We start from the raw sequence: 23,673 nt of genomic DNA, 5'->3' as shown, positions 1-23,673 counted from the left end.
TTTTCCCCCGAACGGCCCACACCGATCCATCGAGATCATGAAAAAGAGGCCCTGCTGAGCAGGGCCTCTTTTTCATGTGTCCAGATCATCGATCATGTGTAAATGCTTTTGCCCCATTACCGCTTTCGGTGGGAAGATCGGGGCAATGGGGAAATCCGTCTGCGGCGCCCTGTTTTGATCAGGTTCCGCTCCCTACAATCCGTCCACATCTTGAGCTCGCAACGTCAAGGAGGACGAATGGCGGGGCTCTTCAACCCAGAACTGACCGGACACCCCACTTCTCTCGCCGCGGCGGTACTCACCGACGAGAACCGAACCATCGTGATCGTCATCGCGGGCGTCGCCCTGGCGGCGCTCGTCGTCGCCCAGCTGCTGGTGCGCCAGGTGCTCGCGGCCGGTGAGGGCACCGAATCGATGAAGAAGATCGCCGCCGCCGTGCAGGAGGGCGCGAACGCCTATCTGGCGCGGCAGTTGAGGACCCTCTCGATCTTCGCCGTCGTCGTGTTCTTCCTGCTCCTGCTGCTTCCCGCCGACAACTGGTCGCAGCGTGCCGGGCGTTCCCTGTTCTTCCTGGTGGGTGCGCTTTTCTCGGCGGCCACCGGATACATCGGAATGCGACTCGCCGTTCGGGCGAATGTGCGAGTGGCCGCGGCCGCTCGTGAGGCGACTCCCGCGCCCGGCGAACCGGAAAGGGATCTGACGTCCGTCGCGCACAAGGCGATGAAGATCGCTTTCCGTACGGGCGGAGTGGTCGGCATGACCACCGTCGGCCTCGGCCTGCTCGGCGCCGCCTGCGTCGTGCTCGTCTACGCCGCCGACGCGCCCAAGGTTCTGGAGGGCTTCGGCCTGGGTGCCGCGCTCATCGCGATGTTCATGCGCGTGGGCGGCGGCATCTTCACCAAGGCCGCGGACGTCGGCGCCGACCTGGTCGGCAAGGTCGAGCAGGGCATCCCCGAGGACGACCCGCGCAACGCCGCCACCATCGCCGACAACGTGGGCGACAACGTCGGCGACTGCGCGGGCATGGCCGCCGACCTCTTCGAGTCGTACGCCGTCACGCTCGTCGCCGCGCTCATCCTCGGCAAGGCGGCCTTCGGCGACCTCGGCCTCGCCTTTCCGCTGATCGTCCCGGCGATCGGCGTGGTCACCGCGATGATCGGCATCTTCGCGGTCGCCCCGCGGCGCGCCGACCGCAGCGGAATGACCGCCATCAACCGCGGCTTCTTCATCTCCGCGGTGATCTCGCTCGCCCTGGTCGCCGTCGCCGTCTTCGTCTACCTGCCGTCCTCCTACGCCGACCTCAAGGGAGTCACCGAGCCCGGCATCCAGAGCCACCCCGGCGACCCGCGGATCCTCGCCCTGGTCGCCGTCGCCATCGGCATCGTCCTGGCGGCGCTGATCCAGCAGCTCACCGGCTACTTCACCGAGACGACCCGGCGCCCGGTCAAGGACATCGGCAAGTCCTCGCTCACCGGCGCCGCCACCGTCGTCCTCGCCGGCATCTCCATCGGGCTGGAGTCCGCCGTCTACACCGCCATGCTCATCGGCCTCGGGGTGTACGGCGCGTTCCTGCTCGGCGGTACGTCGATCATGCTGGCGCTGTTCGCGGTCGCCCTCGCCGGCACCGGTCTGCTCACCACCGTCGGCGTGATCGTCGCCATGGACACCTTCGGACCGGTCTCCGACAACGCCCAGGGCATCGCCGAGATGTCCGGGGACGTCCAGGGCGCGGGCGCGCAGGTCCTCACCGACCTCGACGCCGTCGGCAACACCACCAAGGCCATCACCAAGGGCATCGCCATCGCGACCGCCGTCCTGGCGGCGGCCGCGCTCTTCGGTTCGTACCGCGACGCGATCGCCACGGCGGTCTCCGACGTGGGGGCCAAGGCCACCGAGACGAACCTGTCGTTGGACATCTCACAGCCCAACAACCTCTTCGGCATGGTCCTCGGCTCCGCGGTCGTCTTCCTGTTCTCGGGGCTCGCGATCAACGCGGTCTCGCGCTCGGCGGGCGCGGTCGTCTACGAGGTGCGGCGGCAGTTCCGCGAGCACCCCGGGATCATGAACTACACCGAGAAGCCCGAGTACGGGCGCGTGGTCGACATCTGCACCAAGGACGCGTTGCGCGAACTCGCCACGCCCGGGCTGCTCGCCGTGATGGCACCGATCGCGGTGGGCTTCGCGCTCGGCGTGGGCGCGCTCGGCTCGTACCTCGCCGGGGCGATCGGGACGGGCGCGCTGATGGCGGTCTTCCTCGCCAATTCCGGCGGCGCCTGGGACAACGCCAAGAAGCTCGTCGAGGACGGCCATTACGGCGGCAAGGGCAGCGACGCCCATGCCGCGACCGTCATCGGCGACACCGTCGGCGACCCGTTCAAGGACACCGCGGGACCGGCCATCAACCCGCTGCTGAAGGTGATGAACCTGGTCGCGCTGCTGATCGCGCCCGCGGTGGTGCAGTTCAGCTACGGGGACGACGCGAGCGGCGGGCTGCGGGCGATGATCGCGATCCTCGCGACCGTCGTCATCATCGGCGCCGTCTACGTCTCCAAGCGGCGTTCGGTGGCCGTCGGTGACGAATCGGGTGACGAAGGCAACGCCGCGCGGCGGGCGGAGGCTTCGCCGGACGCGCCCGTGACGTCGTAACACCTGGTCATGTGAGGGGCGGGCGGCGCGTGCTGACGTGCCGTCCGCTCGTCGCGTACGGGGACGTGAGGCGTGTCTCCCTTGGTGCGAACGGTTGCAATATGGGATGAATCGGTCGCACGACAGGTGGATGGCGCCCGCTCGGCGTGTATGTTCCGGGGCCGAGAGCCTTGGAAGGGACCGATCCGGTGAACAAGAAACTTGCGGCCGTGCTGTCCGGCGGCGCGGTACTGGTGCTCGCGCTGTCCGGTTGCGGCGACGACGGTGACAAGGTCAACGACTGGGCCAAGACGGTCTGCGACCAGGCGAAGCCCCAGATCCAGAAGCGGGCGGACGCCCAGCAGCTCATCATCTCGACGGCGGCGGACGGAAAGCCGGCCGACATCCAGGCGGCGGACTCGAAGGCGTTCCAGGACATCGCGGACGCCGACCGGGCGCTCGCCAAGGCCATCGAGGGCGCGGGGGCGCCGCCGGTCGACAACGGGCAGAAGCTCCAGCAGGACGCGGTCAGGGAGCTCAACGCCACGGCGGTCGCGTACGAGGGGCTGAAGAAGCAGGTCGACGGGCTCGACCCGAGCAACCAGCAGAAGTTCGCGGACGGTCTGCAGGGTGTCGCCGACGGCCTGAAGAAGATCGAGAAGATGGACCAGGACGCGCTGGCGAAGCTGCAGTCCGGCGAGCTGGGCACGGCGATGGCGAAGCAGCCGGGCTGCCAGAAGGCGACGCCCTCGCCGAAGGCGGGCTCGACCTCTTCGGAGAAGGCGTCGACCGAGCCGTCGGACGCCGCGAGCAAGAAGGCGGAGTAACGGGGCGGGACGGTACGCCCCCTCGCGAAGGGCCCGGTGACGAGCACGCCTCGTCCCCGGGCCCTTCCGCGTACGAGGCGCCGAGGCCGCAAGGGCGCGGCTCGGCCGGCCGGGTGCCCCGGCGGCGCGCGGCTGCGGCCTGGCGGGCCGGTGGCCCGTCGTCCGGCGGCCTCCGGCCGGCCGTGGGCCCTGCGGCCCGCAGGCAGCCGGGGCGCGTACAGGCGACCCCAGGCGTCCGGCGCCATCGGAGCCCTGCGGCCAAGGTGGGCTGCGGCCCGCAGGGTGCCGAAGGACGATCGGCGGGCGCCGGCGTCCGGGTGCCCTTGCGGCCCTGCGGCCCCGTAGACGACCGACCGGTGGCCCTGCGGCCCCGCAGGCGGCCGGATCCCATGGGACCGGCGGCCCCCCGGCTCCCGCCCCCTACCGCCCCGCAGGCGGCCGGATCCCATGGGACCGGCGGCCCCCCCGGCTCCCGCCCCCTACCGCCCCGCAGGCGGCCGGATCCCATGGGACCGGCGGCCCCCGGCTCCCGCGGTCGCTGGTCCCACCGGACCGGCTCCCACGGGTCGGGCGGGGCAGCTGAGGGGAGGGTGGTGGTGGCCGTCACAATGGGGGGGTGAGTACGACCAGTCTGACCTCCCGCCTTCCCGTGCCCGCGCACGCCGCCCGGCTGCGTGAAGCGCTGCTTGCCGCCGACTTCACCGCCGACGGGCTGCTCGAACTGCTCGGAGCGCCCGCCTACGCCGCGCTCGCGCGCAGTGAGACCGTGCCCGCGCTGCGGGCCACGCGGGGGGACTCCCCGCTGGAGATCCTCGTGCGGCTCTTCCTTCTCCAGGGCGCCGTCCCCGTCGAGCGGGCCGGGGCCGCGCTGCCGTTGGAGGAGTGCCTCGCGGACGGCTGGGTGGAGCGCGACGGCGGCGAGGTCCGTGCCGTCGTCGACATCCGGCCCTACAGCGGCCCGGACGGCCAGGACTGGTTCATCGTCTCCGACCTGGGCTGCGCCGTCGGCGGGGCCGGGGGCATCGGGCGCAAGGACGAAGGAGTCGTCCTCGGTGTCGGCGGAGCCTCCACCACGCTCGCCGGCATCACCGTCCGTACGCCCGTGGCCTCCGCGCTCGACCTCGGGACCGGCTCAGGCATCCAGGCCCTGCATGCCGCCCAGCACGCCACGCTCGTCACCGCCACCGACCTGAACCCGCGCGCCCTGGACTTCACGCGGCTCACCCTCGCGCTCTCCGGGGCCCGAGAGGCCGAACTGCTGCAGGGCTCCCTCTTCGAGCCCGTCGACGGCGACACGTACGACCTGATCGTCTCCAACCCGCCGTTCGTCATCTCCCCCGGCGCCCGGCTCACCTACCGCGACGGCGGGATGGGCGGCGACGACCTCTGCCGCACGCTCGTGCAGGAGGCCGGGGAGCGGCTCAACGACGGCGGCTACGCCCACTTCCTCGCCAACTGGCAGCACGTCGAGGGCGAGGACTGGCAGGACCGGCTGCGCTCCTGGGTGCCGCGCGGCTGCGACGCCTGGATCGTGCAGCGCGAGGTCCAGGACATCACCCAGTACGCCGAGCTGTGGCTGCGGGACAGCGGCGACCACCGTGAGAACCCGGAGCGGTACCGCGAGCGGTACGAGGCATGGCTGGACGAGTTCGAGGCGCGCAGGACCAAGGCCGTCGGCTTCGGCTGGATCACCCTGCGCAAGAACCCCGCCGTGGCCTCCGGCGCCGTCGAGCCGTCGATCGTCATCGAGGAGTGGCCGCACCCGGTCGAGCAGCCGCTCGGCGACACCGTGCGGGCCCACTTCGAGCGCCAGGACTATCTCCGCACGCACGACGACGCGGCCCTCCTCGCCGAACACTTCGCCCTCGCACCCGAGGTCGTCCAGGAGCAGGTCGGGCTGCCGGGCGCCGAGGACCCCGAGCACGTCGTGCTGCGGCAGAACCGCGGGATGCGGCGCGCCACCAAGGTGGACCACGTCGGCGCCGGCTTCGCGGGCGTGTGCGACGGCTCGCTCAGCGCCGGCCGGATCCTGGACGCGATCGGGCAGCTGATGGGCGAGGACCCGGTGCTGCTGCGGGACCGCACCCCGCAGGCGATCCGGCTCCTGGTGGAGGAGGGCTTCCTCCTGCCATCCGGAGAGGCACAGCAGGGTTGATACGGATCGAGCTGGACGAGACCTCGCTCGGGGCGACCCGCATCGCGATCAGCCCGCTGCGGGACGCCTTCTGCGCCGTCCACCTGGCGCTGCCCCGGCGGAACCCCTCCTGGCCGTACCAGGAGTGGGTGGGCCCGGCACGTGAGGTGTGGCGTCAGGACGATCGGATCGCGCCCCTGCGCGCCCTTGTGGAGGAACTGCCTCCCGACGTGTCCGACTTCCTGCTGCCCCGCCCGGTCGGCACGGTCCACGTCCACGAGGAGCTCGATCTGCTGCGGGCCACCGACCCGGAGTTCGTCCGCGAGCAGGTGGCCGTCTGCTATCCGGGGCTGGCCGACCACTCCTCCGTACAGCCGTATCTGAGGGATCCGGCCGCCGCCTGCGCCGCGCTCGCCGACGCGTACGCGGCGTACTGGGAGGGGGCGATCGCGCCGTACTGGCCGACCATGCGCCGGCTCGTCGAGGACGAAGTGCTCGTCCGGGCGCGGACGTTCGCCACCGAAGGCGTCGACGCGCTGTTCAGCGGCCTCGAGTCCAGGGCCCGCTGGGAGCGGCCCGTGCTCGAACTGACGAAGTACCTCGAGGCGGAGTACGCGGCGGGGGAGCGGCGGCTCGTCCTCGTGCCGCTCGTCTTCGCGGAGGGCTGCCGGCTCTACTCGACCGACGATCCCGACGTGGTCGCCGTCTCCTTCCAGGCCCGCGGAGCCGCCGCCCTGCGCGAGCCGGTCGAACCCGTCGCCGAGGACCGGCTCGGGCTGATGCTCGGCCGCGGCCGGGCCGCCGTCCTGCGGGAGCTGGCCGGCCCGCTGACCACGGCCGGTCTCGCGGACCGGCTCGGGCTCGCGCCCAGCACGGTCTCCGAACACCTGTCGGTGCTCGCGGAGGCCGGAGTGGTGACCCGGCACCGGGTCGGCCGCTCCGTCTACTACCAGCTGACGGACACCGGCCGTTCGCTGCTCGCGCTCCTCGCCGGAGAGGGCGTGCTGCACGCGGTCGCCTGACGATTCGGAGCGTGCCGAATCGTTCGCCCCGCCCTCCCCGGGCCTCCTACCGTCCCGCCCATGCTCGCAATCGAGGCGGACGCGCTGCGCCGCACCTACACCAGCAGGACCGGGTGGCCGCGCCCCCGCCGGACCGAGACCGAGGCCGTGCGCGGGGTCACCTTCGAGGTGGCGCCCGGGGAACTGTTCGGACTGCTCGGCCCCAACGGCGCCGGGAAGACCACCACCATCAAGATGCTCAACACCCTGCTCCTGCCCACCTCCGGCACGGCCCGGGTGTTCGGCCACGACGTGGCCCGCGACCCCGTCGCCGTACGCCGCCGCATCGGGTACGTCTTCGGCGGCGACCGTGGCCTGTACGACCGGCTCTCCGCGCTCGACAACCTCCGCTACTTCGCCGAGCTGTACGGCGTCGAACCCCGCGCCCAGAAGCGGCGCATCGCCGAACTCCTCGACCTGGTCGGCCTCACCGGCCGCGAGAAGGAGCGGGTCGAGGGGTACTCGCGCGGGATGCGGCAGCGCCTCCACATCGCGCGCGGCCTCCTGCACCGCCCCGACGTCCTCTTCCTCGACGAGCCGTCCATCGGTGTCGACCCGGTCGCCGCCCGCGATCTGCGCCGTACCGTCGCCGACCTCTCCGCCGCCGGCACCACCGTGCTGCTCACCACCCACTACATGGCCGAGGCGGACGAGCTCTGCGACCGCGTCGCCGTCATCGCCGGTGGCCGGATCCGGGCGCTCGGGACGCCCGAGAGTCTCAAGTCCCGCGTCCGGGAACGGGACGTGCTGGAGATCGAGGCGTACGGCGTCGGCACGGAGCACCTGGCGCGGATCCGTGAACTGCCCGGGGTGCGGGGCGCGTCCGTGGAGGACCGGGGCGCGGCGCAGACCGTGACCGTGCAGAGCGACCGCGGGGCCGTCCCCCACGCCCGGGTCCTGGCGGCCGTCGACGGCGTACGCGTCGGGCGGGTCGCCAGCCGCGAACCCTCCCTGGAGGACGCCTACATCGCGATCGTGTCGGAAGACGCGGGTCAGGCGCCGCAGGAGGTGCCGGCGTGACGCGCGTCCTGCGGCCGATGCGGCTGATCGGGGTCGGCGTGCGCACCCACGTCTCGTACATGTCGCGCTCGCCGATCGAGATCACCTTCGCCGTCCTCGTGCCGCTGGTGTACGCGACCCTCGCCGTCTACCTGTTCCGTGCGGCCGGCGACCCGGAGCGGCTGCTCACCGCCTCCGTCGGCGCCGGTCTCATGGGCATCTGGGGCTCGGTGCTGTTCGGTTCGGGCGGTGCCGTGCAGAACCAGCGATGGCTCGGCACGCTGGAGACGCTCGTCGTGGCGCCCACGCCGCTCGCCCTCGTCCTGCTCCCGATCACGCTCGCGACCGCCGTCATCGGCACGTACGCGATGGGCGCGACCGTCCTGTGGGGCGTGCTGCTCTTCGGCGTACCCCTGGACTTCGCGCACCCGCTGCTGTTCCTCCTCGCCGTCCCGGTGTGCGTGCTCGCGCTCGGCATGATGGGGCTGCTGCTCGCGGCCGTCTTCGTCCTGCTGCGCAACGCCAACGCGCTGGCCAACCCGCTCGACACGCCGGTCTGGCTGCTGTCCGGGCTGCTCGTGCCGATCGGTGCGCTGCCCGCCTGGACCCACCCCGTCTCCTGGGCGCTGCCGACGACCTGGGGCGCGCGGGCCGTGCACGCCGCGACCTCCGGCGGAGACGTCCTCGCACCGCTGCTCGCCGCCGTCGCGCTCGGCGCCGGATACGCGCTGGCCGCCGTCCTCGTCCTCGGGCGGGTGGAGCGGCGGGCGCGCGCCGCCGCCACGCTCGCCCTCGCCTGAAAGGCCACCAGAGATGTTCCGCTTCCTCGGCTCCGCGCGGCTGGTCCTCGTCGGCGGATCGCTCTCGTACCGCGCCCTGTTCAACTGGACGACCCCACCCATGTTCATCGGAACGCTGCTGGTCGGGCCGTTGCTCCAGGTTTTCTTCTTCGTCTTCCTGGGCAGAGAACTCGGTGTCGCCGACGACCGCTTCCACCTGGTCGGCAACGCCGTCCTCGCGGCTTCCGCCTCCTGCGTGTACGGCGGCACCATGGCGATCGCGAACGAGCGCCGGTTCGGCACCCTCGGGGCCGTCCTCCTCTCGCCGCGCCGCCGCGTCCCCCTGTGGGCCGGACGCGCCCTCCCGTACGTCCTGAACGGGCTGCTCGTCAGCGTCTTCGTCCTCACCGTCGCCGCGCTGGTCCTCGGTCTGCCGGTGCCCGCCGGTGCGCTGCCCGGACTCGCCCTGGTGCTGCTCGTCGCGGCCGGTGCCTGCTCGGCGTTCGGGCTCGCCCTGGGCGCGCTCGGGCTGCGCTTCCGTGACGTGTTCCTGGTGTCGAACGTGGCCAGTTCGGTCCTGTTGCTGCTGACGGGCGCCGCCGTCCCCCGGCACACGCTGCCCGAGTGGATGCGGACGGCCGGTGACCTGATGCCGCTCACCCACGCGACGGACGCGGCGCGCCGGCTCACCGCGGGAGAGGGCCTCGACGGGGCGCTGCTCGGCGCCGAGCTGGCGGTGGGAGCCGGCTACGCGGTGCTGGCCGTGGCGCTGCTCGCCCTCTTCGAGCGGGGCAGCAGACGACGGGCCACGCTCGATGTGATGTGACGAACCGAAAGAGGGGAGTGGGGCACTACCGGCCATATTCGTGAACCCGTGCGGGAGCGTCCGCGTCGTTCACCCGGAATTCGGGCTGTGGACGCCGGAAGGTGCCAGCCTCGGCCTCCAGGGACCACGGGGGCCCGGTGAACGGAACGGGGTACGGACATGGAGAGCGGGCCGGCGGTCTTCGCGGGGGCGGCGTTCGCGCTGTTCGGAGCCGCGCTGCTGTTGTGGACGGGGATGCGCGTGGCGCACGGCGAGCCGGTCGCGCAGGGGGTCGCCACGCCGGTGGCCGCCACCCTGACGACGATCTTCGGATGTGTCTTCCTTCTTCTCGGGGTGTGGTGCTTCGGACGGGTGTGACGAGGTCGTTCCGTGCGGCCCCGCCGCACCGGACCGGGAGTCCGGGCGGCAGGAATGCCAGGACTCGGGTTACCGTTCGAGTGGCCGTTGCGGGCTTTCGCCGTTTGACACGGGGGCGGGTTGTACCGTCACACTCCGCAGCGACGGCAGCGTCACCGCACGTGCCGCCGCCGTACGTGCCAACGGAGTGCAGTGCCGTACGTGCCACCGAGCGTCGACCGGAGAGAAGAGCGAAGTTGTCCCCGACCAGCGAGACCGCACAGGGCGGCCGCCGACTCGTCATCGTCGAGTCGCCTGCCAAGGCGAAGACGATCAAGGGCTACCTCGGCCCCGGCTACGTCGTCGAAGCGAGCGTCGGACACATCCGCGACCTCCCCAGCGGCGCCGCCGAGGTGCCGGAGAAGTACACCGGCGAGGTGCGCCGCCTCGGCGTCGACGTCGAGCACGACTTCCAGCCCATCTATGTCGTCAATGCCGACAAGAAGGCGCAGGTCAGGAAGCTCAAGGAGCAGCTGGCCGGAGTCGACGAGCTCTTCCTCGCCACCGATGAGGACCGCGAGGGCGAGGCCATCGCGTGGCACCTCCTCGAGGTCCTGAAGCCCAAGGTCCCCGTCCACCGGATGGTCTTCCACGAGATCACCAAGGACGCGATCCAGGAGGCCGTCCGCAACCCGCGCGAGCTGAACAAGCGCATGGTGGACGCCCAGGAGACGCGCCGCATCCTGGACCGGCTGTACGGCTACGAGGTCTCGCCGGTCCTGTGGAAGAAGGTCATGCGCGGCCTGTCCGCGGGCCGCGTCCAGTCCGTCGCCACCCGCCTCGTCGTCGAGCGCGAGCGCGAGCGCATCGCCTTCCGCTCCGCCGAGTACTGGGACCTGACCGGCACCTTCTCGACGGGCCGCGCCGGTGACCCCTCCGACCCGTCGTCGCTGGTCGCACGCCTGAACACGGTCGACGGCAAGCGCGTCGCCCAGGGCCGTGACTTCGGCTCGGACGGGCAGCTGAAGACCGCGAACATCCTCCACCTCGACGAGGAGAAGGCGCGGGCGCTCGCCGCCTCGCTGACCGACACCTCGTTCAGCGTCCGGTCGGTCGAGTCGAAGCCGTACCGCCGCTCGCCGTACGCCCCGTTCCGAACGACCACGCTCCAGCAGGAGGCCTCGCGCAAGCTGGGCTTCGGGGCGAAGGCGACCATGCAGGTCGCGCAGAAGCTGTACGAGAACGGCTTCATCACCTACATGCGTACGGACTCCACGACCCTGTCCGACACCGCCATCGCGGCGGCAAGGGCCCAGGTCACGCAGCTGTACGGCGCCGACTACCTGCCGGAGAAGCCCCGCGTCTACGCGGGCAAGGTGAAGAACGCGCAGGAGGCGCACGAGGCGATTCGCCCTTCGGGTGATCGTTTCCGCACCCCGGCGGAGACCGGTCTGAGCGGCGACCAGTTCCGGCTCTACGAGCTGATCTGGAAGCGGACCGTCGCCTCCCAGATGAAGGACGCGACCGGAAACTCGGTCACCGTGAAGATCGGTGGCCGCTCCGCGGACGGCCGGGACGCCGAGTTCAGCGCGTCCGGCAAGACGATCACCTTCCACGGCTTCATGAAGGCGTACGTGGAGGGGGCCGACGACCCGAACGCGGAGCTGGACGACCGTGAGCGCCGGCTGCCGCAGGTCGCCGAGGGCGACGCGCTCTCCGCCGAGGAGATCAGCGTCGACGGCCACGCGACCAAGCCGCCGGCCCGCTACACCGAGGCCTCGCTGGTCAAGGAGCTGGAAGAGCGCGAGATCGGCCGCCCGTCGACGTACGCGTCGATCATCGGCACGATCCTGGACCGCGGCTACGTCTTCAAGAAGGGGACGGCGCTCGTGCCGTCGTTCCTGAGCTTCGCCGTGGTCAACCTGCTCGAGAAGCACTTCGGCCGGCTCGTCGACTACTCCTTCACCGCCAAGATGGAGGACGACCTCGACCGCATCGCGCGCGGCGAGGCCCAGGCCGTGCCGTGGCTGAAGCGGTTCTACTTCGGCGAGGGCGGTAAGGAGGCCGCCTCCGGCGGCGCCGCCGACGCCGGGAACGGCGACGGCGACCACCTCGGTGGTCTGAAGGAGCTGGTGACCGACCTCGGCGCGATCGACGCCCGGGAGATCTCCTCCTTCCCGGTCGGCGACGGCATCATGCTCCGCGTCGGCCGCTACGGCCCGTACGTCGAGCGCGGTGAGAAGGACGCCGAGGGGCACCAGCGCGCCGACGTCCCCGAGGAGCTCGCCCCGGACGAGCTGACCGTCGCGTACGCCGAGGAGCTGCTGGCCAAGCCGAGCGGCGACTTCGAGCTGGGCGTCGACCCGGTCAGCGGCAACCAGATCGTGGCCAAGGACGGCCGGTACGGCCCGTACGTCACCGAGATCCTGCCCGAGGACACCCCGAAGACCGGCAAGAACGCGGTGAAGCCGCGGACCGCCTCGCTCTTCAAGTCGATGGCGCTGGACACCGTGACGCTGGAGGACGCGCTCAAGCTCATGTCCCTGCCGCGCGTGGTGGGCACGGACGCGGAGGGCGTCGAGATCACGGCGCAGAACGGCCGCTACGGCCCGTACCTGAAGAAGGGCACGGACTCGCGCTCGCTGACGGACGAGGAGCAGCTCTTCACGATCACGCTGGAGGAGGCGCTCGCGATCTACGCGCAGCCCAAGCAGCGTGGCCGCGCGGCCGCCAAGCCGCCGCTGAAGGAGCTCGGCGTGGACCCGGTCAGCGAGAAGCCGGTGGTCGTCAAGGACGGCCGCTTCGGCCCGTACGTGACCGACGGCGAGACGAACGCGACCCTGCGGACCGGGGACAGCGTCGAGGACATCACGCCGGAGCGCGGCTTCGAGCTGCTCGCCGAGAAGCGGGCCAAGGCGCCGGCGAAGAAGACGGCCAAGAAGGCGCCCGCCAAGAAGACGGCCGCCAAGAAGGCGACGCCGGCGAAGAAGACGGCGGCCAAGAAGACCGCAGCCAAGAAGACGACGACGGCGAAGACGGCCACGGCGAAGAAGACCGCCGCGAAGAAGACGGCCGCGGCGAAGCCGGAGTAGCGAGACCGCGGAAGCGGGACCGGAGTAGCCGGGGCCGCAGTGGCGGGAGTAGTCCCGGGAAGCCAGGGCAGACGGGGCGGAGGCATGGTGCCTCCGCCCCCGACGTTTGTTCGGGTGGAGGCCACAGGGAGTGAAGGGGTCCGGATAGGGTGGACGGATGACGCGAGCAGAGCAGCCAGAGTCCGATGCCGCCCTTGTCGCCGACTCCCGCGAGCGTGCCGTCCGCGCGCTGCTGCGCCATCAGCCCCTTCGACGGTTGTGGAGCGCGCAGTTCGTCGGCGGGACGGGAGACGCGCTCGCCCTCCTCGTCCTGGTGCTGCTGGGGTATCAGACCGCCGTGTCCGAGGGAGCCCTCGGAGGCGGCTACCGGGGCGCGGCGTTCGCCGTAGCCGCCGTGATCGGCGTACGACTCCTTGCCTCCGTGCTCTTCGGCGCCGTCCTCCTCGGCCCCCTCACCACACTGACCGGGCCCGGCGGACCGCTCGACCGGCGCTGGACCATGATCGGGTCCGACGGGCTGCGGATCGCGCTCCTCGTGATCGCGCCCCTGTGGATCGACTGGGTGCCGGACACGGCGCTGTGGTTCCTGCTCGGCACCGTTCTCGTCACCGGCGCCGCCGAGCGGCTGTGGACCGTCGCCAAGGAGGGCGCGGCCCCCGCGCTGCTGCCCGCGCCGCCGCTGGAGGGCGCATCCGTGCGGCCCCTGCCGGACCACCTGGACGCGCTGCGCCGGCTGTCCCTGCGGACCGGATTCCTCGCGGTCCCGGCCGCCGCGGCCGCGCTCCTCGTCGCCACCCTTGTCGGCAACCTGCTCGGCACGGGCGTCGACTGGTTCTCCGCGCACCAGGCCGCCCTCGGCGCGTACGTCGCCGCCGGACTGTTCGCCGCCTCGCTCGCCGTGCTGTACGCCGTCGAGCTGCCGGGCGGGCAGACGCCCAGGCCCCGTTCGCCGCTGGAGGGCCTGCGCAGGCCCTCCGCCGAGAAGGGCCGCACGGGCGCCGTCCCGCTGCTCGTCCTCGCCTGCGCCACCGTCGCCGGAGCCATCGCCGCCGCCGCGGCGGTCGCCGTCCTGCACGCCCACGATCTCGACGGCGGCCCGGTCACCTTCGCGCTGCTGATCCTCGCGCTGAGCGGGGCCACCGGGGTCGGCATCCGGACGGCCGGGTCCGTCCTTCCCGCCTTCTCCCGCCGCCGGCTCCTCGCCCTCGCGATCACCGTCACCGGCATCGCGCTGCTCGCGATGGGTCTGGTGCCCGACACGGCGACGGTCCTGTTCCTCGCCGTACTCGCCGGGTACGCGGCCGGTGTGGCCGCCAACACCGGCCACGCCCTCATCGACCAGGAGATCGAGGAGGGCCGGCAGCCCCGGGTCACCGCGCACCTCCAGGCCGTCGCCCGGGTCGGCATGGCGCTCGGGGCGCTCGGCGCCCCGCTGCTCGCCGCCGCCATCGGACCGCACCACCTCGCCTCTGGCAGCTTCGTCTTCGCGCACGGCGGCGCCGCCTTCACGCTGATGCTGGTCGGGGCGCTGCTGCTGCCCGTCGCCGCGCTCGTCCTCGCCAAGACCGACGACCGGGCCGGCGTACCGCTGCGCCGCGACCTGCGCGACGCGCTGCGCGGCGCCGACCCGGCCCAGGCCCCCGCCGCGACCGGCTTCTTCATCGCCCTGGAGGGCGGCGACGGCGCGGGCAAGTCCACGCAGGCCGAGGCGCTCGCGGAGTGGATCCGCGCCAAGGGCCACGAGGTCGTCGTCACCCGCGAGCCGGGCGCGACCCCGATCGGCAAGCGGCTGCGCTCGATCCTGCTCGACGTCTCCTCGGCCGGACTCTCGAACCGCGCCGAGGCGCTGCTGTACGCCGCCGACCGCGCCGAGCACGTCGACTCCCTGGTCAAGCCCGCCCTGGAGCGGGGCGCGGTGGTCATCTCCGACCGGTACATCGACTCGTCCGTGGCCTACCAGGGCGCCGGACGCGACCTCTCCCCGACCGAGATCGCCCGGATCAACCGCTGGGCCACGGGTGGCCTCGTCCCGCATCTGACCGTGCTGCTCGACGTCGCTCCGGAGACCGCGCGGGAACGGTTCACCGAGGCCCCGGACCGGCTGGAGTCCGAGCCGCCGGAGTTCCACGCGCGCGTGCGGGCCGGTTTCCTCGCGCTGGCCGCCGGCGACCCCGGCCGCTACCTCGTCGTCGACGCCGGTCAGGAGCCGGAGGCCGTGACCACCGTCGTACGCCACCGGCTCGACCGGATGCTGCCGCTGTCCGAGGCCGAGGTGAAGGCCCAGGAGGAGGCGCGCCGGAAGGCCGAGGAGGAGGCCAGGCGCCGCGCCGAGGAGGAGGCCGCCCGCAAGGCGGAGGAGGAGCGGCTGGAGCGCGAGCGCCAGGAGCAGCTCGCCAGGCTCCGTGCCGAGGAGGAGGAGCGCAAGCGCCAGGAGGAGGAAGAGGCGCGGCGCCGCGAGGCCGAACGGCAGGCGGAGGAGGCGCGTCGGCGGGCCGAGGAGGCCCGGCTGGCCGCCGAGGAGGAGCGCAAGCGGCGCGAGGCCGAGGAGAAGGCCCGCCGCGAGGAGCAGGAACGGCTCCGCAGGCAGGCCGAGGAAGAGGCCCGGCTGCGCGCCGAGGCGGAGGAGCGCCGCCGCGAGAAGCAGCGCAAGGCCGAGGAGGCCCTGCTGCGGGCGGAGGAGGCGCGGCGTCTGGCCGAGGCCGCGGCGGCGAGGGCCGCCGAGGAGGCGCAGCGCAAGGCCGCGGCGGAAGCCGCGGAGAAGGCGGCCAGGGAGGCCGCGGAGGCGAAGGCCGCCGCGCAGGCCGCAGCCGTGGCGAAGGCCGCGAAGGCCGCGGAGGCCAGGAGGGCGGCGGAGGCGGAGAAGGCGGCCAGGGAGGCCGCGGAGGCCGAGGCGGCTGCCCGGGCCGCGAAGGCGACCGAGACGGAGATGTCGGCGAACGAGCTCACGGTTCCGACGCCGATCGTCAGGCCCGGCTCGGCGTCCGATGCGGGATCCGCTGGGGCGTCCGATGCCGGGTCCGGTGCCGGGTCCGGTTCGGGGTTCGATGCCGGGTCCGGTTCGGGGTCCGATTCCGGGTCCGGTTCGGGGTCCGGTTCGGCACCCGACGAGGTGACGCAGGTCGTGCCGATCGTGTCGCCGAACGAGGTCACGGTCGCCACGCCGATCGTCCGGCCGGACGAGCAGCCGGAGGATCGGCCGGGCCGTCGGCCGGACGGCCGGTCGGGCGTCCGGCCCGAGGAGGAGACCACGGTCCTTCGCCCGGTGCGCGACGCCGACGAGACCGCGGTGCTCCCGCCCGTACGGGACGCGAGCCCGGCGGACCGGGTGCCGCAGGGCATCTTCCGGGACGAGCGGCCCGCCGCCCCGGCCGAGTCCGCGGGCTCCAACGACCGCACGCGCGAGCTGCCCCAGCTCGACGAGCAGGGCCGTCCCAAGCGCCGCTCCGACTGGGCGGAGGAGACCCCGCTCGACGACCTGCCGTCGCTCGCGGACGAGCTGCTCGGCCCGCACGACGACGAGGACGACGGCCGGCGCCGCCGGCGCTGACCCTCACCACCACGACAACGGGTCGCGGGCCTCTGCCCGCGACCCGTTGTCGTGGGTTGTCGGAGGCGCCCCCCACAATGGAGGGCGTACCTGAGGAGGGGCAGACATGGCCGTATGGGACGACCTCGTCGGACAGGCGCGGGTCGAGGAGCAGCTCGCCGCCGCGGCGCGGGACGCCGACGCGCTCGTGACCTCCCACGCGGCGGGTGAGCCCGACCCCGACACGTCCAAGATGACCCACGCCTGGCTGTTCACCGGCCCCCCCGGCTCCGGCCGGGCGACCGCGGCGCGCGCCTTCGCGGCCGCGCTGCAGTGCGTGAGCCCGGACCGGGCGCTGGGCGGGGCGCCGGGATGCGGCTTCTGTGACGGCTGCCACACCGCGCTGATCGGGACGCACGCCGACGTGGAGGTCGTGCGCACGGACCTGCTCTCCATCGGTGTGAAGGAGACCCGCGAACTCGTCCGGCGCGCTCAGCTCTCGCCGGCGGGCGGCCGCTGGCAGGTGATCGTCCTGGAGGACGCCGACCGGCTCACCGAGGGCGCGGGCAACGTGCTCCTGAAGGCCGTCGAGGAGCCCGCGCCCCGCACGGTGTGGCTGCTCTGCGCGCCGTCCCTGGAGGACGTGCTGCCCACCATCCGCTCCCGCTGCCGCCACCTGACCCTGCGGACGCCGCCGGTGGACGCGGTCGCCGACGTGCTCGTACGCCGGGACGGCATCGAGCCCCAGGTCGCCGCGGCGGCCGCCCGGGCCACTCAGGGGCACATCGACCGCGCCCGCCGACTGGCGACCGACGAGCGGGCCCGGGCCCGCCGTTCCGTCGTCCTGAAGCTCCCGCTGCGCGTGGGGGACATCGGCGGTTGCCTCAAGGCGGCCCAGGAGCTGGTCGACGCGGCCGGCGAGGACTCCAAGCAGATCGCCGAGGAGGTCGACACCAAGGAGACCGAGGAGCTGAGGGCCGCGCTCGGCGGCGGCCAGGGCGGGCGGATGCCGCGCGGCACGGCTGGGGCGATGAAGGAGCTGGAGGAGCGGCAGAAGCGGCGCAAGACCCGTACGCAGCGCGACAGCCTGGACCTCGCGCTCACCGACCTCACCGCCTTCTACCGCGATGTGCTGGCCCTGCAGCTCGGGGCGCGCACGCCGATCGCCAACGAGGATGTACGGGACTCCCTGGAGCGGATCGCCCGCGACACCGCGCCGGAGCGGACGCTGCGCCGGATCGAGGCGGTGCTCGCCTGCCGGGACGCGCTGGACCGCAATGTCGCCCCGCTGCTGGCGGTGGAGGCGATGACGATGGCTCTGCGCGACTGAGGACGGACGGCGGACGGATGGACGGCGGACGGATGGACGGGCGGCCGGGACGGGCGATTGGACACGGTCCGTACCCGTACGGATACGCTCCGGGGATGGACTCCAGGCGTTTGCTCCGCATGTCCGCCACGGCCCTCGCGGCCGCCGGGCTGATCCTCTCCGGCTGTACGGGCGGAAGCGACGCCGCCGCCCCCGCCGGGCCGTCCTCCGCGCACTCGCCCGCGACGCCCGATCCCGCCCTGCGGAGCTACTACGGGCAGAAGCTCACCTGGCGCGACTGCGGTGTGCCGCAGTTCCAGTGCGCCACACTCCGCGTACCGCTCGACTACGCGAAGCCGCAGGCCGGGGACATCGAACTGGCCGTCTCCCGGGCCGCGGCCACCGGCCCCGGCAAGCGGATCGGCTCGCTGCTGGTCAACCCCGGCGGCCCCGGCGGCTCCGCCGTCGGCTACCTCCAGGGGTACGCGGGCATCGGCTACCCCGCCCCCGTCCGCGCCCGCTACGACATCGTCGCCGTCGACCCGCGCGGGGTGGCCCGCAGCGAGGCGGTCGAGTGCCTGACGGGCCCGCAGATGGACACGTACACGCAGGTCGACCAGACCCCCGACGACGCCTCGGAGACCCGTGCCCTCGCCGCCTCCTTCAAGGGGTTCGCGGCGGGCTGCGTGAAGCGCTCCGGAAAGGTCCTGCCGCACGTCTCCACCGTCGAGGCGGCCCGGGACATGGACATCCTGCGGGCGGTGCTCGGCGACGGGAAGCTGAACTACGTCGGGGCCTCGTACGGCACCTTCCTCGGCGCCACCTACGCCGAGCTGTTCCCCTCCCGCGCCGGACGGCTGGTCCTGGACGGGGCGATGGACCCGTCGCTGCCCGCGATCGACCTCAACCGCGACCAGACCGCGGGCTTCGAGACGGCCTTCCGGGCGTTCGCGGCCGACTGCGTCACGATGCCGGACTGTCCGCTCGGCACCGAGTCCGTCGCCGCGGCCGGCGACAACCTGAAGACCTTCTTCCGTGACGTCGACGCCCGGCCCGTGCCGACGGGCGAGAGCCGCGCGCTGGGGGAGTCCCTGGCGACGACCGGGGTGATCGCCGCGATGTACGACGAGGGGGCCTGGCCGCAGCTGCGCGAGGCGCTGACCCGGGCGATCGGCGGCGAGGGCTCGGGCCTGCTCGCCCTGGCCGACAGCTACTACGAGCGGGAGGCGGACGGTTCGTACGCGAACCTGATGTTCGCCAACGCGGCCGTGAACTGCCTGGACCTCCCCGCCGCCTTCGGCGGTCCGGCGGACGTCGAGAAGGCGGTGCCGTCCTTCGAGAAGGCGTCGCCCGTCTTCGGCGAGGGCCTCGCGTGGGCGGCCCTGAACTGCACCTACTGGCCGACCCCGGCGACCGGCCGCCCGCACCGCATCACCGCCGAGGGCGCACCCCCGATCGTCGTCGTCGGCACCACCCGCGACCCGGCGACCCCCTACAAGTGGGCCGAGTCCCTCGCGGACCAACTGGCCTCCGGAAACCTGCTGACCTACGAGGGCGACGGCCACACGGCATACGGCCGCGGCAGCGACTGCATCGACACCGCGATCAACGCGTACCTCCTGGAGGGCACGGTCCCGAAGGACGGCAAGCGCTGCACGTGAGGGGTGGCGCGGGCCACGCGGAGGGTGGTCGGGAGCACCCCCGGAAACTGTGTAGACTTGGCGAGGCCGCTGCACCCACCATGGGAACGCACGGCATGCCGCCTTAGCTCAGTTGGCCAGAGCAACGCACTCGTAATGCGTAGGTCTCGGGTTCGAATCCCGAAGGCGGCTCTGTAGAAGCCTCAGGACTCACTCGCCGTGACCTGGGGCTTTTGCTTTTACCGGATGCGACGGCGACGGCGGGAGCGGGCCGCGCGAGTGTCCTCGGTCTCAGTTCTGGTCTCAGTCGGGACCTGCGGTGCCTTCTGGGCCGGGGGACGGAGCTGCGGGAGGAACGTGTCTCCCATGCGCTTCATGGCATCCCTGGACTGCTCGGACCGACCCTTCACATATCGCCGCGGGTGGTTGTTCATACGGTCACCCCTAGAACGGCGGTTCGTCGCTGTACGCGCCGGTCGTGGCCCAGGGGTCGGTGGACGGGGTGCGGCGGCGCCGGGAGTGAGGCTGTGGGAGCGCAGGAGAAAGAACAGGACGAGCCCGAACAGGGCGACGAGCGAGACCGTGATGGCCATGCCGAAACTCCCTTGATCACTGGGTGAGATGGGCGGGTAGGCTGCGCGGGCCCCGGGTGCTCGCAAGCTTGGGGACATGGACCGGTGGTCGTGCTGGCGAGCCCTTGCTCTTGAGCGAGTCCGCGACAAGGTGGGCGGCCACCGGTCCCACGACGTTGGTCAGCGGTTGCCGGCCGGGTGGACGGCGCGGCTGTGGTTGGTGAGGCGGCGGCCGAGGCGCAGGCGCTTGCCGTGGCCCTTGCAGCGGCGGCAGGGCTTGGCCCGCTTCAGGCGGCCCTTGCGGTCGACCTATGGGTGGTCACTCCCTCTGCACCCTTATGAGGGCGCGTACTTGGTGTCCTCATGACTTGGTCACGAATGACGCACATAACCGGGTTGGGTGGCCGTTTCGGCAGTCCGTATTTTCCTTCTCCGTTCCCGCCCGCAATGGGTTCTCGTGCGCGGCGGTGTAACAGTGGGCGCGTGCGGAACGCAGAAGCAGGAAGAAGCGGGCGACGACATCCGGGTTGAATTTCGACACCTGGAGCGAGCGCGCCGACATGGCACTACGTCGATCGGATTTCCTGTGAGCAACATCGACCCGGTCCCCGGATACCAGACGCACGACCGGTCCGCGCGGTCGGACCGCTCCGTGCGTCAGCAGGCCGCCACGCGGCGCACCGCCCTCGCCGTCTGCACGGTCGCCGACGTCGCGGCAGGTCTGCTCGGCCTGTGGATCCTGTTGTTCCTGCTCGACGCGAACCAGGCGAATGTGTTCGTCGAGTTCGTGCGGGGAACGGCGGACCGGCTGGCCTGGTGGGCGCGGGACATTTTCACGATGGACACAGAGGGTCTACGCGTCGCCCTCAATTATGGTCTTCCGGCCGTCTTGTATTTGCTGATCGGCCATGGGATCGCTGCCCGGCTCAACCGAGCCTGACAGCGGACCGCCCTTTATCGATCGCCACGAACCGTTGCCGCCGGCGCCTTCCCACCAACGATCAGGCGCGGAAGTGCCGGCAGCCGAAGGGTCGACTGTGACACGCAGCTTCACTCGAAACGATCTCTCGCCGATATACGAGGACCTGGTACGCGAATGTGGTGACGTCGTCGCCGAAGCGCGGCGGGCGGCTGATCACGCGCAGCATCAGGCAGCGGAACTGCTGCCCGGATGGGACGCGGTCCACCAAGAGTCTCGCAGGGGCGACAACGTCAGAGCCGCCGCGGGTGGGCATCCGGAGTGGCGCGGGTCGCTGCCGTAGCTGAACTCGGCGACGCGGCAACTCGGCGCGGATACCCCTGCCCAGCGCCGAAACCCCGGTGCGGATCCTTTCCGCGCCGGGGTTTCCCGGCCTATCCCGTCGGCTGCTCGCGTTCCTGCTGGGCCAGGAGGTAGCCCGCCTGGAAGCGGCTTTCGGCGCCGAGCGCGGCCATCACGTCGGCGACGTGGCGGCGGCAGCTGCGGACGGAGAGGCCGAGGCGGCGGGCGATGGCGGCGTCCGTCAGGCCCTCCGTGAGGAGGCGGACGATCGTCTGCTTGAGCTCGTCCGAGATGTCCATGATCGTCTGGCGGTCCCATTCCGTCTCGAACGGCAGCGCCTCCAGCCAGAGTCGTTCGTAGGCGCCCACCATGAACGAGACCACGTGCGGTTCGCGGATCAGGACCGCCGCGTTCGGGTCGTCCGGGACGGGGATGACCGCCGTCGTGCGGTCGAAGACCAGCATCCGCATGAACTCGTCGTCCAGGGTGCGCACCTGGGCGCCCAGTCTGCCGACCCGCTCGACGTAGGCGCAGGTGCCCGAGGAGAAACGGGCGGTGTGCTGGTAGAGGATCCGCATCCGGACGCCGCGGCGCAGGAGTTCCTCGTCGCGGGCGACCGCCTCCTCCAGGACCTCGGCGCGTCGGCCGCCGCCCGGCTGGGCCGTCATGACCTCGCTCTCGCAGGTGCGGCCCAGTTCGGTGATGGCCTCCCGGACCGCCCGGAGATCGGTGAGGACCTCCACGTACTCCGCCTGCCGCAGATGGGTCAGCCGGGCCAGGTGCGTCTCGTACAGCGGCATGAACGCCATCAACTGTTCGCGCGTGCGCTCCATGTGGAGGCGCCGGGCCCGCATCTCGCGCTCCAGCGGGCCCAGGGTGCGCTGGACCGCCTCGTCCGGCGGCACCGGCAGGACGCCGCGCTCCGGGGTGCGGCGCAGCAGGCCCATGTCGAGCAGCGCCGACACGGCGGACTCCACGCGGGCGAGCGGGAGTTCCAGTTCCTCGGCCAGGTCCGCGGGGTGCGCGGGGGTGTCCGGGTCGCGCCCCAGGACCGTCACGTACACCCGGGCCGGCGGGTCGTCGGGCGCGAGCCCATCCGGCAGGCCGTCCCCCGAGGACGCGCCGATGAGGCCGACCGCGAAGCCGCCCCCAGGGCCGCTCGCGAGGCCCTCGGGCCTCTCACTTCTGTCTGGTATCGCCACCTTTACCCCCGCTTGTGACAGCGTCCTGTTGCTGCCATGCAGCCTAATGAGCCATGCGGTCCGCCCGATAGTCATGCAATCCCGGATACGTTCATCTCACCGCCCACAAGGTCAAAGCTCACAGAGCTCGTGAAGCACGCGAGCCACGCACAACCCGTGAAAACCACCGGACTTACTCATCGGAAGAGAGAGCAGACGACATGAAGCGGCGGATCCGCACCACCGTGTACGCCACCCTGATCACCGCCTTCGCGGGCCTGGCCACCGTCACCGGAACGCAGATGGCGGGCAGCGGCGCCGGCACCGACGACACGGGGTGGGGTGCGTCGGTCGTCAGCGGCACCTACGACACCGGCTGGGGCGCTCCGGCCCCCGGCCCGGGCACCAACGACACCGGCTGGGGATGACCGTATGACCCTGCTCGACTGCACCCTGCGCACCAGCGGGCAGCTCATCGGCGCCACGCCGTCACCGCAGCTGGTCGCCGACTACCTCGCGGTCTGCGCGCGGATCGGCATCGACGTGATCGAGCTGGGGCCCGTACACGATCCGGCCGGCCGGACGGGCGGTCCGCTTCCCGACCTCCTCCCTGATCTTCTTCCCGATCTCCTTCTTGTCGCTCCCACCCAGTGGTACGGGCCGCGGTTCGCGGTCCTGCTCGACGCGGCCGAACTGCCCATGGGGGACGGACCCGCGGCCGCGGCCGCCGACCGGATCGCCGAGCGGATCGCCACCGCCCCCCTCCCCGTCGGCCTGGTGCGCGTCGCCGTCCGCTACGACGAGGTGGCCCGCGCGGCCGCTCCGCTGGGCCGGCTGCGCGAAGCCGGATTCGGCGTCTGCCTCCTCCTCACCGAGATCGACCTCGCCTCCTACCCGGAGCTCGACCGCTGTCTCGCCGAGACGGCGGCGCTCGGTCCGCTCGACGCCGTCTTCCTCGTCGACTCGCTCGGCTCGCTCCGCCCCGAGCGGGTCATCGAACTCGTCCAGTCCACCCGCGCCGCCGTGCCCGCGCCGGTCGGCATCCACGCCCACGACAACCAGGGCTTCGCCCTGCACAACACCGTGGTGGCCCGCAGCGCCGGCGCCACCTGGCAGGACGCCGCCGTGCACGGGATCGGTCCGGGGGCGGGGGTCACCCGCACCGAGCAGTTGCTCGCCCTGCTCGGGGCCGCACCCAGCGATCTCGGTCCGCTCCTCGAACTGATCGCCACCCACTTCGCCCCGCTCAAGCGGCGGTACGGCTGGGACGCCGGGCCGCGCCAGGTGATGGCCGGCCTCGCCCGGATCCCGGTGGCGGCGGTACGAGGGCTCGGCGTGAGCTGAGGGGGAGAGGAGGCGGGGCGCTGATCGACCGACGACCGACCGCCCGCCCTCGTCACCCCCCTTGAACCGCCATCTCCGGCCTTGCCCCGGCCGCCGCCCGTTCCGTGGTCCGTCCGTGCGCCGTCCGTGGCGCGTTCCGTAGCGCGTTCCGTCCCGCGCGC

16 protein-coding genes, 1 tRNA gene and 1 pseudogene are annotated in these 23,673 nt (G+C 72.3%); 16 read left to right on the top strand and 2 right to left on the bottom strand.

The genetic code is table 11. The features are described 5' to 3' along the window. Positions 1 to 237: 237 nt before the first annotated feature. The 13 genes from ACFYV5_RS13740 to ACFYV5_RS13680 all read left to right on the top strand — a co-directional run bounded on the left by ACFYV5_RS13740 (position 238) and on the right by ACFYV5_RS13680 (position 19,346). Complete coding sequence (locus ACFYV5_RS13740; RefSeq protein ID WP_389168158.1) at positions 238 to 2,646, top strand: sodium-translocating pyrophosphatase; 2,409 nt, start codon at positions 238 to 240, stop codon at positions 2,644 to 2,646. A 188-nt stretch (positions 2,647 to 2,834) separates the two neighbouring features. Next, complete coding sequence (locus ACFYV5_RS13735) at positions 2,835 to 3,452, top strand: small secreted protein (RefSeq protein ID WP_389168155.1); 618 nt, start codon at positions 2,835 to 2,837, stop codon at positions 3,450 to 3,452. 616 nt (positions 3,453 to 4,068) lie between these two features. Next, on the top strand, positions 4,069 to 5,607 hold the full coding sequence (locus ACFYV5_RS13730) for a methyltransferase (RefSeq protein WP_389168152.1): 1,539 nt from the start codon (positions 4,069 to 4,071) through the stop codon (positions 5,605 to 5,607). Further along, entirely contained in the window at positions 5,604 to 6,608 is a 1,005-nt protein-coding gene (locus tag ACFYV5_RS13725) for a helix-turn-helix domain-containing protein (RefSeq protein ID WP_355113215.1), read from the top strand. The genes ACFYV5_RS13730 and ACFYV5_RS13725 overlap by 4 nt, the downstream gene beginning before the upstream one ends. A 60-nt stretch (positions 6,609 to 6,668) precedes the next feature. Then, positions 6,669 to 7,667 (top strand): ATP-binding cassette domain-containing protein, encoded by a 999-nt coding sequence (locus tag ACFYV5_RS13720; RefSeq protein WP_389168149.1) that lies wholly within the window; start codon positions 6,669 to 6,671, stop codon positions 7,665 to 7,667. Continuing rightward, a complete protein-coding gene (locus ACFYV5_RS13715; protein WP_389168147.1) occupies positions 7,664 to 8,446 on the top strand; it encodes an ABC transporter permease in 783 nt (260 codons plus the stop codon). The genes ACFYV5_RS13720 and ACFYV5_RS13715 overlap by 4 nt, the downstream gene beginning before the upstream one ends. 13 nt (positions 8,447 to 8,459) lie before the next feature. Then, a complete protein-coding gene (locus ACFYV5_RS13710; RefSeq protein ID WP_355113210.1) occupies positions 8,460 to 9,251 on the top strand; it encodes an ABC transporter permease in 792 nt (263 codons plus the stop codon). 159 nt (positions 9,252 to 9,410) lie between these two features. Further along, positions 9,411 to 9,608, top strand: coding sequence for a hypothetical protein (locus tag ACFYV5_RS13705; protein ID WP_389168144.1), 198 nt, complete (start codon positions 9,411 to 9,413; stop codon positions 9,606 to 9,608). A gap of 236 nt (positions 9,609 to 9,844) precedes the next feature. Further along, entirely contained in the window at positions 9,845 to 12,679 is a 2,835-nt protein-coding gene (topA, locus tag ACFYV5_RS13700; protein ID WP_355113206.1) for a type I DNA topoisomerase, read from the top strand. A 157-nt stretch (positions 12,680 to 12,836) separates the two neighbouring features. Continuing rightward, positions 12,837 to 16,226, top strand: coding sequence for a dTMP kinase (tmk, locus tag ACFYV5_RS13695; protein WP_389168140.1), 3,390 nt, complete (start codon positions 12,837 to 12,839; stop codon positions 16,224 to 16,226). A 106-nt stretch (positions 16,227 to 16,332) separates the two neighbouring features. Further along, positions 16,333 to 17,535: a DNA polymerase III subunit delta' gene (locus ACFYV5_RS13690; RefSeq protein ID WP_389168138.1), complete on the top strand. Its 1,203-nt coding sequence runs from the start codon at positions 16,333 to 16,335 to the stop codon at positions 17,533 to 17,535. Between the two features lie 95 nt (positions 17,536 to 17,630). Further along, positions 17,631 to 19,175, top strand: a complete 1,545-nt coding sequence (locus ACFYV5_RS13685) for an alpha/beta hydrolase (protein ID WP_389168135.1) — start codon at positions 17,631 to 17,633, stop codon at positions 19,173 to 19,175. A 97-nt stretch (positions 19,176 to 19,272) separates the two neighbouring features. Then, a tRNA-Thr gene (locus ACFYV5_RS13680) sits at positions 19,273 to 19,346 on the top strand. A gap of 47 nt (positions 19,347 to 19,393) precedes the next feature. Here the strand turns inward: ACFYV5_RS13680 and ACFYV5_RS13675 are convergent. Beyond that, positions 19,394 to 19,573 (bottom strand): annotated as a pseudogene (locus tag ACFYV5_RS13675) (integrase); the annotation flags it as partial. A 739-nt stretch (positions 19,574 to 20,312) separates the two neighbouring features. On the opposite strand from ACFYV5_RS13675, the gene ACFYV5_RS13670 reads away from it, so the two are divergent. After that, complete coding sequence (locus ACFYV5_RS13670) at positions 20,313 to 20,666, top strand: hypothetical protein (RefSeq protein ID WP_389168132.1); 354 nt, start codon at positions 20,313 to 20,315, stop codon at positions 20,664 to 20,666. 413 nt (positions 20,667 to 21,079) lie between these two features. Here ACFYV5_RS13670 and ACFYV5_RS13665 read toward each other — a convergent pair whose 3' ends face one another. Continuing rightward, complete coding sequence (locus ACFYV5_RS13665) at positions 21,080 to 22,189, bottom strand: LuxR C-terminal-related transcriptional regulator (protein WP_389168129.1); 1,110 nt, start codon at positions 22,187 to 22,189, stop codon at positions 21,080 to 21,082. A gap of 200 nt (positions 22,190 to 22,389) precedes the next feature. On the opposite strand from ACFYV5_RS13665, the gene ACFYV5_RS13660 reads away from it, so the two are divergent. Both ACFYV5_RS13660 and ACFYV5_RS13655 read left to right on the top strand, forming a co-directional pair. After that, on the top strand, positions 22,390 to 22,596 hold the full coding sequence (locus ACFYV5_RS13660; protein WP_355113194.1) for a hypothetical protein: 207 nt from the start codon (positions 22,390 to 22,392) through the stop codon (positions 22,594 to 22,596). Positions 22,597 to 22,600: 4 nt separating this feature from the next. Next, the gene (locus tag ACFYV5_RS13655) at positions 22,601 to 23,512 is read left to right on the top strand and encodes a hypothetical protein (RefSeq protein WP_389168125.1); all 912 of its coding nucleotides are present in this window, start codon (positions 22,601 to 22,603) and stop codon (positions 23,510 to 23,512) included. The last annotated feature ends 161 nt before the right edge of the window (positions 23,513 to 23,673 follow it).

This window comes from Streptomyces sp. NPDC003035, assembly GCF_042888285.1.
Taxonomy (GTDB): domain Bacteria; phylum Actinomycetota; class Actinomycetes; order Streptomycetales; family Streptomycetaceae; genus Streptomyces.
The sequence above is the reverse complement of the archived record's forward strand: the minus strand, read 5'-3'. Positions and strand labels throughout refer to the sequence as shown.